Origin of the sequence: Acidovorax sp. DW039 (assembly GCF_037101375.1) — a bacterium.
Taxonomy (GTDB): domain Bacteria; phylum Pseudomonadota; class Gammaproteobacteria; order Burkholderiales; family Burkholderiaceae_C; genus Acidovorax.
Window position 1 is genome coordinate 1,664,545 of sequence record NZ_AP029019.1, and the last position, 15,656, is coordinate 1,680,200.

A 15,656-nucleotide genomic window follows, 5' to 3' on the forward strand; every position below is an offset into this window, starting at 1 on the left:
CAATGCATCCATGAGCGTGCCGCGCAGCTCCGCGCTCGACGAAGAAACCGCGCGCGCCGAGCTGTATGGCGTGCTGGCCCAACTCTATTACGCCCCGCCCGCTGCGGAGCTGATGGCCGCCTTGCGTGTGGCCGTGACGCAAGCCCCTGCCGAAGGCGCATTCTTGCAGGAGCCTTGGCAGCAACTGGTGGCTGCCGCCCGCGCGCACAGCGATGAGGCCGTGGCTGCTGAATATGACCGGCTGTTTGGCGGTGTCGGCAAGCCCGAGGTGTTTCTGTATGCGTCGCATTACCTCGCCGGATTTCTGAACGAGAAGCCGCTGGCCCGCTTGCGCACAGACCTGGCCCGGCTGGGGCTGGGACGCGATGAGGCCATGCCTGAAACAGAAGACCATGTGGCCTACCTCAGCGAGGTCATGCGTTACCTGATCGCTGGCGATGACATGGCTGTCTGCAACCTGACGAGCCAGAAAGAATTTTTTGCCGCCCACTTGCAAACGTGGTTGCCCGCGCTGTGCGATGCACTGCAGGCGCATCCCGCAGCCCGCTTTTACGCAGCGGTGGCGCAGCTCACCAGGGCCTTCGTGGCAGTGGAGTCGCAGGGCTTTGACATGCTGGATTGACGTTTTTTTTACGAAGTCCAAGGGTTTGACCCAGGGATGTCCCGCATCACCCTCGCGAGTCGGTGGTGGTGCGGATCGGGATAGGTCGCAAGACGTCTTTTTGCAGCCAATAGCGGGGCTATTGGCAAGAAAAGCAACGCAGCGGACTACCCGAGGCCGCGCTACCACCGACCGCAGGGAGTGATGCGGGAAATCCCTGTCGTAAAGATCAACTGCGGCAGTGGGTTTAGGGCGCTTCGCGTTGCGAAGGGCTCATGCCTCGCTTAGACTACTTATGCAATTTATTTCATATCCATCATTGCCAGCCCTCCTGGAGACAAGCATGCAGGACCGCCAGCCATCCGCGACTTCGAACACCCCATCCCGCCGCAGTTTTTTTGCCGGTGCCGCCGCTGTGGGCGCAGGCGCTGCCGCGCTGGCCGCGTTGCCGCGCGTGGCCCCCACTGAGGCTGAGCTTGCTGAGCCAGCCCGCGTTGCGCCTGAAAAGGGCGGTGGTTACCACCTCTCTGCGCACGTGAAGCAGTACTACAAAACCACCCAACTCTGATTTCGGGGCGCGACATGTTGCTCACCAAAAAATCTGCGGCTGCTGCGCAAGGCACCGCCATTTCTTCTTCGTTCGTCCATAGTCTGCGCCGTGGCCTCGCCCAGGCGTTGCCCACGATGGATCGCCGCTCCTTCCTGCGTCGCTCAGGCCTGGGGGTGGGCGTCGGCATTGCTGCGTCCCAACTCGCTCTGGTGAAAAAGTCCCAGGCGGCTGAAGGTGCCAAGGTCGGTCTGGGCGATACCAAGATCGAGGTGCGGCGTACCGTGTGCTCGCACTGCTCCGTGGGCTGTGCTGTGGATGCCGTGGTGGAAAACGGCGTGTGGGTGCGCCAGGAGCCAGTGTTTGACTCGCCCATCAACCTGGGTTCGCACTGTGCCAAGGGGGCGGCCCTGCGCGAGCACGGCCATGGTGAATACCGCCTGCGTTACCCGATGAAGCTGGTCAACGGCAAGTACGAACGCATCAGCTGGGACACGGCGCTCAATGAAATCGCTGCCAAGATGAAGGAGCTGCGCGAGGCCAGTGGCCCCGACAGCGTGTACTTCATCGGTTCGTCCAAGCACAACAACGAGCAGGCTTACCTGCTGCGCAAATTTGTGAGCTTCTGGGGCACCAACAACTGCGACCACCAGGCCCGCATCTGCCACTCCACCACCGTGGCGGGCGTTGCCAACACCTGGGGTTATGGGGCCATGACCAATTCGTACAACGACATGCAGAACGCAAAGGTCGCCTTGTACATTGGCTCCAACGCCGCTGAGGCGCACCCCGTCAGCATGTTGCACCTGCTGCACGCCAAGGAAACCGGCTGCAAGGTCATCGTGGTGGACCCCCGCTTCACCCGCACCGCAGCGAAGGCTGATGAGTACGTGCGCATCCGCTCGGGTACTGACATTCCGTTCCTGTTCGGTGTGCTGTACCACATCTTCAAGAACGGCTGGGAAGACAAGAAGTACATCCACGACCGCGTCTACGGCATGGACAAGGTGCGTGAGGAGGTGTTGGCCAAGTGGACACCCGACAAGGTGGAGGAGGCCTGCGGCGTGAACGAAGCCACCACGTTCAAGGTGGCCAAGCTCCTCAACGAAAACCGCCCCGGCACCATCGTGTGGTGCATGGGCCAGACCCAGCACACCATCGGCAATGCCATCGTGCGCGCCTCGTGCATCTTGCAGCTGGCGCTGGGCAACATCGGCAAGTCGGGCGGTGGCACCAACATCTTCCGCGGCCACGACAACGTGCAGGGTGCGACGGACGTAGGCCCCAACCCCGATTCGCTGCCCGGCTACTACGGCCTGGCTGAAGGTGCATGGAAGCACTTTGCCACCACATGGGGCGTGGACTACGAGTGGATCAAGAAGCAGTACGCCTCGCCCGCGATGATGACCAAGAACGGCATCACCGTCTCGCGCTGGATCGATGGCGTGCTGGAGAAGAACGAGCTGATCGACCAGGACAGCAACCTGCGCGGCGTTTTCTACTGGGGCCATGCACCCAACTCCCAGACCCGTGGTCTGGAAATGAAGCGTGCCATGGACAAGCTCGATCTGCTGGTGGTGGTAGACCCTTACCCGTCGGCCACCGCTGCCATGGCTGCCATGCCCGGCAAGCCCGAAGACCTGAACCCCAACCGCGCGGTGTATCTGCTGCCTGCCGCAACGCAGTTCGAAACCAGCGGTTCCTGCACGGCATCCAACCGCTCCATCCAGTGGCGCGAGAAGGTGATCGAGCCGCTGTGGGAGAGCCGCTCCGACCACATGATCATGTACCAGCTGGCGCAAAAGCTGGGCTTCGACAAGGAGCTGGTCAAGAACTACAAGCTGCAAAAGGTCAAGGGCATGGACGAGCCCGTGGTCGAAGACATCCTGCGTGAAATCAACCGCTCTGTCTGGACCATCGGCTACACCGGTCAAAGCCCGGAGCGCCTGAAGGCTCACATGAAGAACATGCATGTGTTCGATGTGAAGACCCTCAAGGCCAAGGGCGGCAAGGACAAGGAAACCGGCTACGAGTTTGGCGGTGACTACTTTGGCCTGCCATGGCCCTGCTTTGGCACGCCCGAACTCAAGCACCCAGGCTCGCCCAACCTGTACGACACCTCCAAGCATGTGATGGACGGCGGCGGCAACTTCCGCGCCAACTTTGGCGTGGAGCGCAACGGCGAGAACCTGCTGGCCGAAGACGGTTCCCACTCGGTAGGGGCGGACATCACCACCGGTTACCCCGAGTTTGACCACGTTCTGCTCAAGAAGCTGGGCTGGTGGGACGACCTGACCGATGCCGAGAAAAAGGCTGCCGAAGGCAAGAACTGGAAGACCGATCCCTCGGGCGGCATCATCCGCGTGGCCATGAAGGTGCACGGCTGCCACCCCTTCGGCAACGCCAAGGCGCGTGCCGTGGTGTGGAACTTCCCGGACCCGATTCCGCAGCACCGCGAGCCGCTGTACGGCACGCGTCCGGACATGATGGCCAAGTACCCCACGCACGACGACAAGAAGGCTTTCTGGCGTCTGCCCACTCTGTACAAGACCGTGCAGGAGAAAAACCTGGCCGACAAGGTGCACGAGAAGTTTCCGCTCATCCTCACCTCGGGTCGTCTGGTCGAGTACGAGGGCGGCGGTGAGGAAACCCGTTCCAACCCCTGGCTGGCCGAGCTGCAGCAAGAGGCCTTTGTCGAGATCAACCCCAAGACGGCGGCGGACCGCGGCATCCGCAATGGCGAACGTGTCTGGCTCAGCTCGCCCACAGGCGCACGCCTGAACGTGCAGGCCTTGGTAACCGAGCGTGTCTCACCTGACACGGTGTGGATGCCCTTCCACTTCTCTGGACGCTGGCAGGGCGCCGACTTGCTGGCGCATTACCCGCAGGGTGCGGCACCTATCGTGCGTGGCGAGGCCGTGAACACGGCAACGACCTATGGCTACGACAGCGTGACCATGATGCAGGAAACCAAGACCACGGTGTGCAACGTGGAGCGTGCGTAAAGACATGACCCCCACGCTTGTCACTTCGTGTACTGCGCTGCCCCCCGAGGGGGCCGCGTTTTGCCTTGGGGCGGCCCGGCGGCAAAACCTGAATCGCTGATTGGAGACAGCAAAAATGGCCCGAATGAAATTTATCTGTGACGCCGAGCGCTGCATCGAATGCAATAGCTGCGTCACTGCGTGCAAGAACGAACACGAAATCCCCTGGGGTGTGAACCGCCGTCGCGTGGTCACCCTCAACGACGGTGTGCCTGGCGAGAAATCCATCTCGGTGGCCTGCATGCATTGCAGCGATGCACCCTGCATGGCCGTGTGCCCGGTGAACTGCTTCTATCGCACCGAAGAAGGTGTGGTGCTGCACGACAAGGACGTGTGCATTGGCTGCGGCTACTGCAGCTATGCCTGCCCGTTTGGCGCGCCGCAGTTTCCGTCCTCCGGCACCTTTGGTGTGCGCGGCAAGATGGACAAGTGCACCTTCTGCGCTGGCGGCCCTGAAACCCATGGCAGCCAGGCCGAGTTTGAAAAATATGGCCGCAACCGTCTGGCCGAGGGCAAGCTCCCGGCCTGTGCCGAGATGTGCTCCACCAAGGCCCTGCTGGCTGGTGATGGTGACGTGGTGGCCGATATTTTCCGCAACCGCGTGGTGCAGCGCGGCAAGGGCGCTGAAGTGTGGGGTTGGGGCACGGCCTACGGCTCCAAGCAGGCAGGTCAACCCCCCGCAGGAGCCAAGTCATGAAGCGCATTGCCTCCACCTCTTTGATCGCGCTGGCCCTGGGCATTGCCTTGGCGGGCTGCGGCGAGCGTCCGCAGACAGGCGGCGCAGTCAAGCACGACGCCGCGCCCTACGCGGGCACTGGCAGCAACTTCACCCAGCCTGGCTGGAAGGCGGGCGACAAGACCAGCTGGGAGCAGCAGTTGCGCGCGCGCCAGCAGTATGGGCAAAACGAGTACTCCCGCAACCAGAAGCCCTGAGCGAGGTCGGCCATGAAACACACAATTTGTGCCTTGCTGCTGACCCTTGGAGCCTGGGGTGCGTACGCCCAGGCACCGAGCGGCCCGGTGGCTTCGGGCACCGTGGGAGACGCCTCCGCGGCACCCCCCGCAGCCGTGGCAGCACCTGCTGCGGCTATGGCCGGGGTGCAGGGGCAAAACATTTTTGAGGTCAAGCCCGACGCCAGTGCCGAGCCCGGCTACGCCGAGCAGACCAACGGCGAGCGCATGAAGGTGCAGCCCGGAAACAACGCCCCGATGTGGCGGCAGGTGGGGCAGGGCGTGACAGGCTACAGCAGCCTGCCCAAGACCCAGGCCCCCGAGGCGGGCAACCTCATCCAGCCCTACGTGCAGTACCCCGGCTCCCGCTTCACCAACGCGGGTCAGGCATGGCGTGAAGTGCGCAACCACTGGATCATTCCTTACGGTGCCGCGCTGTTCGCCATCGTGCTGCTGGCGCTGTGCATCTTCTACTTTGTGAAGGGCCCGATGGGGCATGACCACCCCGACACGGGCACCAAGGGGATTGAACGGTTCACACCGTTTGAGCGAGCAGCCCACTGGGCCAATGCCTTTGCGTTCATCGCGCTGGCCATCTCCGGCATCGTGATGGCGTTCGGCAAGTTCTTCCTGCTTCCCATTCTGGGCAGCACCTTGTTCGGTTGGCTCACTTACGCGCTCAAGAACGTGCACAACTTCATGGGGCCGCTGTTTGCTGTGTCTCTGGCAGTGATTGTTCTCACCTTTGTGAAGGACAACATTGCCAACCGCGCAGACTTTGTGTGGCTGTCCAAGGGCGGCGGCATGCTGGGTGGTGATGGCCACGAAGTGCCTTCGCACCGCTTCAACGCGGGTGAGAAGGGCCTCTTCTGGTGGGGCATCACCATCCCCGGCATCTTTGTGGTGGGTACAGGCCTGGTGCTGGACAAGCTCATTCCTGGTTTCGGTGATGTGCGCGGTGACATGCAGATCGCCCACATGATCCACGCCACGCTGGCCATCTGGATGATGGCGCTCATCTGCGGCCACATCTACATGGGCACAGTGGGCATGCGCGGTGCCTACAAGGCCATGAAGACGGGTTACGTGAGCGATGCTTGGGCCAAGGAGCACCACGAGCTGTGGTACGACGATATCCAGGCGGGCAAGATCCCCCGGCAACGCAGCGTGGCCAAAGATGGCAGCGCCGCACCATCTGCGGGCCAGCAGCCCGCGCAGGTTTAAGGCAACGCACCATGACTTCATTGTTCAAGACATCATTGATGGCCCTGTGCGCGGCATGCGTTTGCTCCGCAGCAGTGGCCAAACTGCCCGCCCCCAGCCCGGAGGCTGCTGAAAAAGCTGCCGAAGCCGCTGCCAAGACGGCCTGGGCGGGCAAGGTAGACAACTACAAGCTGTGCCAGGCACAGGACAAGGTGGCGGCCCACTACCGCAAGACCAGCAAGGACGCCAAGCCTGCCGTGGCCACCGCGGCTTGCACTGACCCTGGCCCGTTTGCCTACACCCCACCAGCGGCCAAACCGCTGGAGTCGTCTGGCGCCCATTCGCCACCCGGCACGGCCAGCAGCCCACCCAGCACCAACATGCCTGCGGCGTCTGCTCCCAAGTCCTGACGAACATGGGGGCTCATCCAGGCCCGGTATGTTTGACTCCAAGCCGCAGCAACCCCTGCGGCTTTTTTGCGTGTACCCTGCGTTCATGACCGATTCGTCCCTCGCTACCTCCGTTGCAACGGCCCACCCGGCCTTGCCGCGCCTGACCCAGTCGCAAGCTCCGCTGACCCATGCGGTGGAGGTCATCAACGAGCGAGGCGAGACGGAGCAGGTGCAAATTCCTGCCGAGCGGCCCCTGACGGTGTATGTGGACCGGCGTGAACTCGTCACGCTGATGACGCTGGGCGCACACCCCGAGTTGCTGGTGCTGGGCTACCTGCGCAACCAGCGGCTGGTGGAGTCGGTGTTTGACATTGAATCCATCACCGTGGACTGGGAGGTGAATGCCGCCGCCGTCTACACCCGCAATGGCATCGCCCGCATTGAAGAGCGCACCGCCAGCAAAGTGGTGACCACCGGCTGCGGGCAGGGCAGCGTGTTTGGCGGCCTGATGGACGAAGTGGACCGCATCGAGCTGCCAGAGGCGCAACTCACGCAGGCGCAGTTGTACGGGCTGGTCAACGCCATCCGGCTCAAGGAAACAACCTACAAATCGGCAGGTTCGGTGCACGGCTGTGCGTTGTTCCGCGGCGAAGAGATGCTCACCTTTGTGGAAGATGTGGGCCGCCACAACGCCATCGACACGATTGCGGGCTGGATGTGGATGAACCCCGACACAGGCGGGGCGACTACCATTGCCAACGGCATCAAGACCGGCACCCACACCGGCATGACCGGGGCTGACAAGGTGTTCTACACCACCGGCCGCCTGACCAGCGAGATGGTCATCAAATCAGCGCAGATGGGCATTCCCATCGTGGTGTCGCGCAGCGGCATGACGCAGATGGGCCACGCTGTGGCGCAGCAACTGGGCCTGTGCGCGATTGGCCGCGCCACCAACCGGCGCTTTGTGTGCTACACCGGCGCGCACCGCTTGGTGCTGCAGCCAGAGCTGGCCTGAGAACCTGTTCAAGATCTTTTTTGGGTCGCACAAGTATCTTGCCGGGCGCCCGGCTAGGGGATGGGCTGCTAGGCGCAGCGCGCGGCCAATAGCCCGTGCTATTGGCAAGCGGTGCAACAACGCAGACCGCCCGGCAAGACACTTGCCCGCAAGGGTTGGAGTGAAATCGGGCGATTGGACGCCCCGGCTGCTTGCATGGGCACGAGCCCATGCGGCGCACCCGAAGCATCCACTCATCCCGATTGCACTCCAATGCGATCCCCGAAAAGATTTTGAACAGGTTCTAAGACTTTTTGCTACTGAATTGATAGCTGCTTGCGCTTGATAGTCAAGCGCTACATGCCAATAAGGCTCTGATGGCATGATTGCGGAATGTCTGCCGACCTTCCTTCCCCCTCCGCTCCCACGCCAGCAGCGGGGCCTGAGTCCCTTGAAGCTGCTAGCCCCACTGAAGCCCCCCCGGCACTGCCTGCGGCCCCTGCCGCGCCTAGACCTGCCTCCTTGTCTGCCTACCGGTGGCTGGTCGAGGGGCTCCGCGCGGCGGTGTTTCTGCGCCCCCGCACGGGCGCGGCCACGCCTTCGCCCCTGCAGCTCTTGATGCTGTTGGCTCTGTGCTGGGCCTTGTCGGCCTGGGGAGAATGGGCCGCGACCACGGGGCCGGTGGAGTTCAGCCTGCGCGGGTGGCTGGGCAGCCAATGGCTGTCGTTGCTGATGCTGGGGTGCGCGTGGTGGGCCATGCATCGCAGCCCTGCGAGTCCAAACCATGTGCAGGCCGGTGATTTTCCCCAAGGTGGCCCGGTGGCCTGGCTGCTGTTGAGCAACGTGGCGGCCCTGCCCACCCTCTTGCCTCTGCTGGTGCTGCCATCCCCAGCCGACCCGGCCTACACCACCGAGGGGCCTTTGTGGCAAGAGATGGCACTGCTGGCAGGCGGCGTATTGACCCTGCTGTGGCTGCTGGCGGTGCTGATCCGCCTTACGGCCCGTTTTGCCCAGTCGCGCTGGCGTACCGCCGTGTTTGCTGTGGTGACGGTGGCTGGCATGGCCTTGCATCTGAGCGCAGGGTTTGAATCGACCTGGATGCCCGCCACGGTGCAAGACGACGCTGCCGCCGAGGCTGATGCGGTGCAGCCCCCGGTGCTGACGCTGTCGCAATCGGTGTTTGAAGGGCAGCAGCTAATGCTGGAGGCCTACACGCAAGACCTGGTGCCCGAGCGCCCCGGTGTGGTGGATGTGTATGGCCTGGTTTTCGCGCCGTACGCGGGCGAGGAAGTCTTCCGCCGCGAAAGCACGATGGTGAGCGAGCTGCTGCAAGACCGCTTTGACGCGCGGGGCCGGGTGCTGCATCTGCTCAACCACGCGCAGACGGCAGACACCCACCTGTGGGCCACGCCAGAAAACCTGCGTGCTGCCATCGAGGCTCTGGCGGACACCATGGACATCGACAACGATGTGCTGGTGGTGTACATGACCTCTCACGGCGCACGCGACCACCAGCTGGCCGCGGCGCACCCACCCCTGCAGGTAGACCCCATGACACCCGAGCTGCTGCGCCACATGCTGGACGATGCGGGCATCCGCCATCGGGTGATCGCCATTTCGGCCTGCTATTCCGGCGGCTGGATTGATGCGCTGACCAGCCCGTCCACCCTCATCATGACGGCGGCGGATGCCACCCACACCTCGTACGGCTGCGGCATGCGGTCTGAGCTGACGTTTTTTGGCCGGGCCGTGTTTGATGAGCAGCTGCGCTCCACCTACTCGTTTGCCGAGGCCTTTGCCAAGGCCGTGCCCATCATTGCGCAACGCGAGGTGGAGGCTGGCAAGGCCGATGGCTTCTCCAACCCCCAGATCCGCATAGGCCATCAGATCGAACCCGTATTGCAAGGTCTGGCCCAGCGGCTGGAGGCCGAGGCCAATGGTTCGCAGCCCGTGCAGCGCCTGCCCATTCCGCTGCGCCCTGGCGGCAAGGGCCTGGTGGCGCACGGCAGCCAAGGCACAACCCGCTGGCAGGTGGCGTATGGACGCGGGCCGCAAATCCCTATGGCGCAAGCCGCCACGCAATTGCGCTAAGGTCTGCGGCCATGAACCTGTCCTTCCTGCGCCTGGGCTGGCGCACCCTTTGGCGTGATTTGCGTGCGGGCGAGCTGCGCCTGCTCATGGTGGCGGTCACGCTGGCCGTGGCGGCCCTTACCTCGGTGGGCTTTTTTGCAGACCGCCTGCAAGGGGGCCTGCAGCGCGATGCCCTGCAACTGCTGGGCGGTGACGCGGTGGTTGCCAGCGACAACCCCACGCCGCAGGCCTTTGTGGACAAGGCGCGCGCGCTGGGGCTGCAAACCGTCAGCACCATGGGCTTTCCGACCATGGGCCGCGCCAGCGATGCGCAGGGCGGGGCCAGCAAACTGGTCGCCCTCAAAAGCGTGGCGGCGGGCTATCCCTTGCGGGGCTCGCTCAAAGTGGCCGATGCACCCGGCGCGCCCGAGCAGGCCACCCGCGACATTCCCGCCCCGGGCGACGTATGGGTGGACGCCCCGTTGCTGGACGCCCTGGGCTTGAGCGTGGGCGACCCGCTGCTGCTGGGCGACGCCCAGTTGCGCATCGCCCGCATCATCGTCATCGAGCCCGACCGGGGGGCAGGCTTCATGAGCTTTGCACCGCGCGTCATGCTCAACGAGGCAGATGTGCCCCGCACCGGGCTGGTGCAGCCCGCCAGCCGCATCACCTACCGCTTTGCCGTGGCAGGGTCTGCGGCAGCCGTCAAAGCCTTTGCCGACTGGGCCAATGCCGAGGTCAAAAAGCCCGAGGTGCGCGCCGTGCGGGTCGAGTCGCTGGAAAGCGGCCGCCCCGAAATGCGCCAGACGCTCGACCGCGCGCAGAAATTTCTGAATCTGGTCGCCCTGCTGGCCGCACTGCTGTCTGCCGTGGCGGTGGCGCTGGCCGCGCGGGGGTTTGCGGCAGACCATCTGGATGCATCCGCCATGCTGCGCGTGCTGGGCCAAAGCCAGCGCACCATAGCCGGGGCCTACACCACAGAGTTTGCGCTGGTGGGCATGTTTGCCAGCGCTGTGGGTGTGGGGCTGGGTTACCTGGTGCACAACGTGTTTGTGCTGCTGCTGGCGGGCTTGGTAGAGGCAGCGCTGCCAGCGCCCAGCCTGTGGCCCGTGGCGTTTGGCCTGGGCATGGGCCTCACGCTGCTGTTTGCCTTTGGCCTGCCGCCTGTATTGCAGTTGGCCCAGGTGCCGCCGCTGCGCGTCATTCGGCGCGATGTGGGCGGGCTCAAGCCTGCGTCGCTGGCGGTGCTGGGCGTGGGGGTGGCAGGCTTTGCCGCGCTGCTGCTGGCGGTCAGCAGCGATCTCAAGCTGGGCTTCATCGCCGTTGGGGGCTTTGCCGCCGCCGTGGCGCTGTTCGCAGGCCTGAGCTGGGTCGCGGTGAAGCTGCTGCGCCGCCTGGTCAACGAGGCCACGGCCCCGCGCTGGCTGGTGCTGGCCACACGGCAGATCTCGGCCCGGCCCGTGTACGCGGTGGTACAGGTCAGCAGCTTGGCCGTGGGCCTGTTGGCGCTGGTGTTGCTGGTGCTGCTGCGCACAGACCTCATCAGCAGCTGGCGGCAGGCCACGCCGCCCGATGCGCCCAACCGCTTCGTCATCAACGTGATGCCCGAGCAGGCCGAGGATTTTCAGAAGTCCTTGCAAACCGGCGGCGTGGCCAAGTACGACTGGTATCCCATGATCCGTGGCCGCCTGCTGGCCGTGAACGGCCAGCCCGTGGGCCCGGACAGCTACACCGAAGACCGTGCCAAGCGCCTGGTGGACCGGGAGTTCAACCTCTCCACTGCTGCCCAGCAACCCACCCACAACCAGATCGTGGCCGGCCGCTGGACGGAGAACGAAGCCGGAGCCGTGAGTGTGGAAGAGGGCATTGCCCAGACCCTGGGCCTCAAGCTCGGCGACCGACTGCTGTTTGACATTGGCGGCGTGCAGAACGAGGCCCGCATCACCAGCCTGCGCAAGGTGGACTGGGGCTCCATGCGTGCCAACTTCTTCGTCATGTACCCCGTGGAATCGCTCGAAGGCGTGGCCGTGACCTATCTGGCTGCCTACCGCGCGCCGGAAACGCAGGGCTTTGACAATGCACTGGTGCGGCAATTCCCCAACATCACCAACGTGGACATGGGCAGCACCATCACGCAGGTGCAGCGCGTGCTCGACCAGGTCATCCGCGCGGTGGAGTTTCTGTTTGCTTTCACTCTCGCCGCAGGTCTGGTGGTACTGTTTGCTGCCGTCACCGCCACGCGCGAAGAGCGTGCGCGCGAATTCGCCATCATGCGCGCTGTGGGGGCCCGTGCCAGCCTGCTGCGCCAGGTGCAGCGGGCCGAGCTGATGGGCGTGGGCCTGCTGGCGGGTTTTCTGGCCAGTGCGGTGGCTGTAGCCGTTGGCTGGGCCCTGGCGCGCTATGTGTTTGACTTTGCCTGGACGGCATCGCCCTGGGTGCCGCTGGCAGGTGCCGTAGCGGGGGCAGTGCTGGCCCTGCTGGCGGGCTGGTGGGGCCTGCGCGAGGTATTGCGCCGCCCCGTGGTGGACACGCTGCGCAGGGCGGTAGAATAGATTGCTATCAATATGATAGCTGCTTGCGCTTATCAAATAAGCGCTGGAGCACTAAAACACTATGAACGCAGACACCGCCAGCCCACAGGCCCAACCCCAGCCGCAACCCGCCACACCGTTTGAATGGATCGGTGGCGAAGACCGCGTGCGCGCCTTGACCGACCGCTTCTATGACCTGATGGACCTGGAGCCCGCCTACACCGAACTGCGTGCCGCCCACGGCCCCGATCTGGACAGCGCCCGGCAAAAGCTGTTCTGGTTTCTGTGCGGCTGGCTGGGTGGCCCTTCGTACTACACCGATCAGTTCGGCCACCCCCGCCTGCGTGCGCGGCACATGCCGTTTTCCATCGGCATCAAAGAGCGCGACCAGTGGGTGGCTTGCATGGACCAGGCCATGGGCGAGACAGGCGTGCCTGAGGACCTGCGCGCGCGCTTGCGCGAGAGCTTTATGGGCACTGCGGACTGGATGCGTAACCGCGGGGGGTAAAGGGGCAGGGCGCAAGTAGCCCTCTTTTTCCGGAGCGAAGGGAACTGCATTGGCGTGCAGTTCCCTTTTTTCATGGCTTTGCCCTGTCATCAACCTTCCGTGTTTTAGCAATGACTCATCAGTCACATTCATCATATTTCAGAACCAAAGAATATATTTTTATTGATTATTTTGATAAAAATCATAAAATAGCCGCATCAAAATTGTGTATTTGATACGGAGCGTCACATGGGAATCACCAAGCGCCTTTTCTGCACCATCGCTGCGCTGGCAGTAGCCGTGGTGACTTTTGGCATCTTCAGCTACACGGAACTCTCCTCCGTCCAGACCGTGGCGCTTCATATCAAGGACAGCCGGGTACTCCAGTTAAAGGGCGCTGCAGCCATTGAACTGGACATCATTCGTTCATCCCTTCAGTTGCGGCACGCCATGCTGGCCCGCACCCCGCAAGAGCGGGATGCCTCTTTGCAAGACATTGCCAAACGGCGCGAGTTGATTGATGCCGCGCTCAAGGACTATGAGCAAAGGCTGTTTTCCGTCAAGGGCAAGGAAGTGTTCAAGCCCATTCCAGGGCTGGTGTCCGCCTTCTGGGTCGAGGGGGAGGCCAACATACGCCTCATCCAGCAAGGCGACCGTGAGCGCGCATTCGACTTTCTTGTCTCCAACACCATCCCAGCCCGCAACGCGTTGTTGCGAGCCTTGGAAGGCGCGGTTGATTACCAGACCAAATCGCTGTCGGAAGATATCCAGGGCGTGCAGGAGTCCATCAACCTCACCCTCATGATCCAGCTTGCAGGGCTTGCAGCCATCATCGTCTCGCTGGCTGGCTTTGCCATCTGGGTGAAAAAAGTGCTGGAGCGGCGCATTGCGCAGTCCAGCGAAGTGGCAGAGCGCGTTGCGCATGGCGATTTGACGTTGCAGATTGCCGACCACAGCAAGGATGAATTCAGTCCGCTGCTGGACGCCTTGCGCTTCATGCAGACCTCATTGCTGCAGGTGGTGGGATCGGTGCGCTCGTCTGCCGACGGCGTGGCCAACGCCAGTGCCGAGATTGCCGCAGGCAATCACGACCTCTCCAGCCGCACCGAACAGCAGGCCGGTGCGTTGCAGCAAACCGCTTCCACCATGGAGCACCTGAACATGACGGTCTCTCGCAATGCAGAGAATGCGCAAGAGGCCAAACAGCTCGCCTCCACCGCCTCGGGCGTGGCGCGTGAGGGAGGACAGGTCGTGCAAAAGGTGGTGGACACCATGGCCAACATTTCCGCAGCCTCCAAAAAGATTGCAGAGATCATCACGGTCATCGACAGCATTGCCTTCCAGACCAACATCCTGGCCCTGAACGCCGCGGTGGAGGCCGCGCGCGCTGGTGAGCAAGGGCGCGGGTTTGCCGTGGTGGCCTCAGAAGTACGCGCGCTGGCACAGCGCAGCGCGCAGGCGGCCAAAGAGATCGGCACGCTCATCCATTCCAGCAGCGAGTATGTGGAGGAGGGCGCCACTCTGGTCACCCAGGCGGGGGAGACCATGTCTCACATCGTCACCGCCATCCAGCGCGTGGACAGCATCGTGGCCGAGATCAGCGCTGCCAGCACCGAGCAGGCGCGTGGTGTGACGGAAATGAGCAAAGCCGTGGACAGCATGGACCAAAGCACCCAGCAGAACGCGGCCCTGGTGGAGCAGTCCTCCGCCAGCGCAGAAAGTCTGCGGCAGCGCTCCATGGAGCTGGTCAGAACGGTATCGGTGTTTCAGTTGCCGGTGGGAGCCACTCAGGGGCAGCCATCCCTGCTGCTGACAGAGTGAAATTTGGTGCTCCAAGCAATTTGCAGTGCCCATGTTGAAGACAACATCACGTGCCGGATCTTGGAGCAGCGGATGCCGTATTACGGCGTTGGCATCTTTATCCAGTTCGCCATCAGGTCCACGGCTTCGCGCTCCATGCCGATGAAGCCGTGCCAGTGCAGCGCCTCGCACATATTCCCCGCGTGGTTTTCGCCACCGTTCACCATGAACTCCTTCTTGAGCGGCACCTGGGTCGCCCCCCGCAGCATGGCTGATACCTCGTGCGGCTGGCACAAGGTCGCCTGCGCCCCTGTGGCATGGGTCGTCAGCAGTCTGGTCGTACCAGTCAGTGCAAACCAAGGCTACAAACTGATTGCAGCGTGTTCTATGCAGTAGGTATGGGGCTGGGAGCCTATTCGGACCGCTGTCGCTGGGCTGCATTACGGTATGACTGCAGAAAATCATCCGACGCGACCTGATCGGCCAATGCCCTCAGCATGCTTGCCGATTCAGGCCCCAGCACCTCTTCCACGCGGTGATTTACGGCAGACCATGCCTGCAGTGCCTGCTTGAGTCGTGCTTTTCCGTCTTCTGTGAGGACTGCACGCTTGGTGCGCTTATCTTGTGTATCGGGGTGCAGGGCAACGAGCCCATCACGTACCAGAGGCCTCAATGCGTGGGTCAGCGCCGAAATCTGAATCGCCAGCCCTCCCGCCAGCTCCAGCAGTGTGGGGCCTCGCGCAGTCTGCACATCGGTCATCTGGTCGATCATGCCTGCCAGGGTGACTTGCGTCGCTTTCAGGTCCACACACTCTGCCGCCTCGTCGTACAGATATGCCAGCCTGCGGGCTGCCCGCCGGATCGAGATGTTCGTGCACGGCAAATCCCCCAGTGCCTCTCGTTGGTAGGCGCATGGGTTTACAGGGTCGATGTCAGTCGTCGACGGGTTTTTCATTGGGTGGATTGTCCCTTAGCCCAAAGATCCACCCAAGCACGTCTTGCAATTCACTTGAGTACTCAATGGTTTTAATAA

At 63.1% G+C, this 15,656-nt stretch carries 14 protein-coding genes; 12 read left to right on the top strand and 2 right to left on the bottom strand.

Going from position 1 to position 15,656, the window contains the following annotated elements:
* The first annotated feature begins 10 nt into the window (after nt 1-10).
* From AACH87_RS07550 to AACH87_RS07605, 12 genes are all read left to right on the top strand, one after another.
* Nucleotides 11-622, top strand: a complete 612-nt coding sequence (locus AACH87_RS07550) for a molecular chaperone TorD family protein (protein ID WP_338798158.1) — start codon at nt 11-13, stop codon at nt 620-622.
* Between the two features lie 322 nt (nt 623-944).
* On the top strand, nt 945-1,169 hold the full coding sequence (locus AACH87_RS07555; RefSeq protein WP_338798159.1) for a formate dehydrogenase: 225 nt from the start codon (nt 945-947) through the stop codon (nt 1,167-1,169).
* A 14-nt stretch (nt 1,170-1,183) separates the two neighbouring features.
* A complete protein-coding gene (locus tag AACH87_RS07560) occupies nt 1,184-4,153 on the top strand; it encodes a formate dehydrogenase subunit alpha (protein WP_338798160.1) in 2,970 nt (989 codons plus the stop codon).
* 115 nt (nt 4,154-4,268) lie between these two features.
* Nucleotides 4,269-4,889, top strand: coding sequence for a formate dehydrogenase FDH3 subunit beta (gene fdh3B, locus AACH87_RS07565; RefSeq protein ID WP_338798162.1), 621 nt, complete (start codon nt 4,269-4,271; stop codon nt 4,887-4,889).
* On the top strand, nt 4,886-5,125 hold the full coding sequence (locus tag AACH87_RS07570) for a hypothetical protein (RefSeq protein ID WP_338798163.1): 240 nt from the start codon (nt 4,886-4,888) through the stop codon (nt 5,123-5,125). The genes fdh3B and AACH87_RS07570 overlap by 4 nt, the downstream gene beginning before the upstream one ends.
* A 12-nt stretch (nt 5,126-5,137) precedes the next feature.
* On the top strand, nt 5,138-6,367 hold the full coding sequence (locus AACH87_RS07575; RefSeq protein WP_338798164.1) for a formate dehydrogenase subunit gamma: 1,230 nt from the start codon (nt 5,138-5,140) through the stop codon (nt 6,365-6,367).
* An 11-nt stretch (nt 6,368-6,378) separates the two neighbouring features.
* Nucleotides 6,379-6,756 (top strand): hypothetical protein, encoded by a 378-nt coding sequence (locus AACH87_RS07580; protein WP_338798165.1) that lies wholly within the window; start codon nt 6,379-6,381, stop codon nt 6,754-6,756.
* A gap of 85 nt (nt 6,757-6,841) precedes the next feature.
* Nucleotides 6,842-7,756, top strand: coding sequence for a formate dehydrogenase accessory sulfurtransferase FdhD (locus AACH87_RS07585; RefSeq protein WP_338798166.1), 915 nt, complete (start codon nt 6,842-6,844; stop codon nt 7,754-7,756).
* 372 nt (nt 7,757-8,128) lie between these two features.
* Nucleotides 8,129-9,826, top strand: coding sequence for a C13 family peptidase (locus tag AACH87_RS07590; RefSeq protein WP_338798168.1), 1,698 nt, complete (start codon nt 8,129-8,131; stop codon nt 9,824-9,826).
* A gap of 11 nt (nt 9,827-9,837) precedes the next feature.
* Nucleotides 9,838-12,357, top strand: coding sequence for an FtsX-like permease family protein (locus AACH87_RS07595; RefSeq protein WP_338798170.1), 2,520 nt, complete (start codon nt 9,838-9,840; stop codon nt 12,355-12,357).
* A gap of 61 nt (nt 12,358-12,418) precedes the next feature.
* The gene (locus tag AACH87_RS07600) at nt 12,419-12,844 is read left to right on the top strand and encodes a group II truncated hemoglobin (RefSeq protein ID WP_338798171.1); all 426 of its coding nucleotides are present in this window, start codon (nt 12,419-12,421) and stop codon (nt 12,842-12,844) included.
* A 228-nt stretch (nt 12,845-13,072) separates the two neighbouring features.
* Nucleotides 13,073-14,644: a methyl-accepting chemotaxis protein gene (locus tag AACH87_RS07605; RefSeq protein WP_338798172.1), complete on the top strand. Its 1,572-nt coding sequence runs from the start codon at nt 13,073-13,075 to the stop codon at nt 14,642-14,644.
* A gap of 80 nt (nt 14,645-14,724) precedes the next feature.
* Here the strand turns inward: AACH87_RS07605 and AACH87_RS07610 are convergent, their stop codons facing one another.
* Nucleotides 14,725-14,892: a hypothetical protein gene (locus AACH87_RS07610; RefSeq protein ID WP_338798173.1), complete on the bottom strand. Its 168-nt coding sequence runs from the start codon at nt 14,890-14,892 to the stop codon at nt 14,725-14,727.
* A 143-nt stretch (nt 14,893-15,035) separates the two neighbouring features.
* Nucleotides 15,036-15,578, bottom strand: a complete 543-nt coding sequence (locus tag AACH87_RS07615) for a MarR family winged helix-turn-helix transcriptional regulator (RefSeq protein ID WP_338798174.1) — start codon at nt 15,576-15,578, stop codon at nt 15,036-15,038.
* Between the last annotated feature and the right edge of the window lie 78 nt (nt 15,579-15,656).

Bases quoted from the DNA above. Each gene is read 5' to 3' on its own strand.
- AACH87_RS07550 (WP_338798158.1), top strand. From the start codon at position 11: ATGAGCGTGCCGCGCAGCTCCGCGCTCGACGAAGAAACCGCGCGCGCC.
- AACH87_RS07555 (WP_338798159.1), top strand. From the start codon at position 945: ATGCAGGACCGCCAGCCATCCGCGACTTCGAACACCCCATCCCGCCGC.
- AACH87_RS07560 (WP_338798160.1), top strand. From the start codon at position 1,184: ATGTTGCTCACCAAAAAATCTGCGGCTGCTGCGCAAGGCACCGCCATT.
- fdh3B (WP_338798162.1), top strand. From the start codon at position 4,269: ATGGCCCGAATGAAATTTATCTGTGACGCCGAGCGCTGCATCGAATGC.
- AACH87_RS07570 (WP_338798163.1), top strand. From the start codon at position 4,886: ATGAAGCGCATTGCCTCCACCTCTTTGATCGCGCTGGCCCTGGGCATT.
- AACH87_RS07575 (WP_338798164.1), top strand. From the start codon at position 5,138: ATGAAACACACAATTTGTGCCTTGCTGCTGACCCTTGGAGCCTGGGGT.
- AACH87_RS07580 (WP_338798165.1), top strand. From the start codon at position 6,379: ATGACTTCATTGTTCAAGACATCATTGATGGCCCTGTGCGCGGCATGC.
- AACH87_RS07585 (WP_338798166.1), top strand. From the start codon at position 6,842: ATGACCGATTCGTCCCTCGCTACCTCCGTTGCAACGGCCCACCCGGCC.
- AACH87_RS07590 (WP_338798168.1), top strand. From the start codon at position 8,129: ATGTCTGCCGACCTTCCTTCCCCCTCCGCTCCCACGCCAGCAGCGGGG.
- AACH87_RS07595 (WP_338798170.1), top strand. From the start codon at position 9,838: ATGAACCTGTCCTTCCTGCGCCTGGGCTGGCGCACCCTTTGGCGTGAT.
- AACH87_RS07600 (WP_338798171.1), top strand. From the start codon at position 12,419: ATGAACGCAGACACCGCCAGCCCACAGGCCCAACCCCAGCCGCAACCC.
- AACH87_RS07605 (WP_338798172.1), top strand. From the start codon at position 13,073: ATGGGAATCACCAAGCGCCTTTTCTGCACCATCGCTGCGCTGGCAGTA.
- AACH87_RS07610 (WP_338798173.1), bottom strand. From the start codon at position 14,892: ATGCTGCGGGGGGCGACCCAGGTGCCGCTCAAGAAGGAGTTCATGGTG.
- AACH87_RS07615 (WP_338798174.1), bottom strand. From the start codon at position 15,578: ATGAAAAACCCGTCGACGACTGACATCGACCCTGTAAACCCATGCGCC.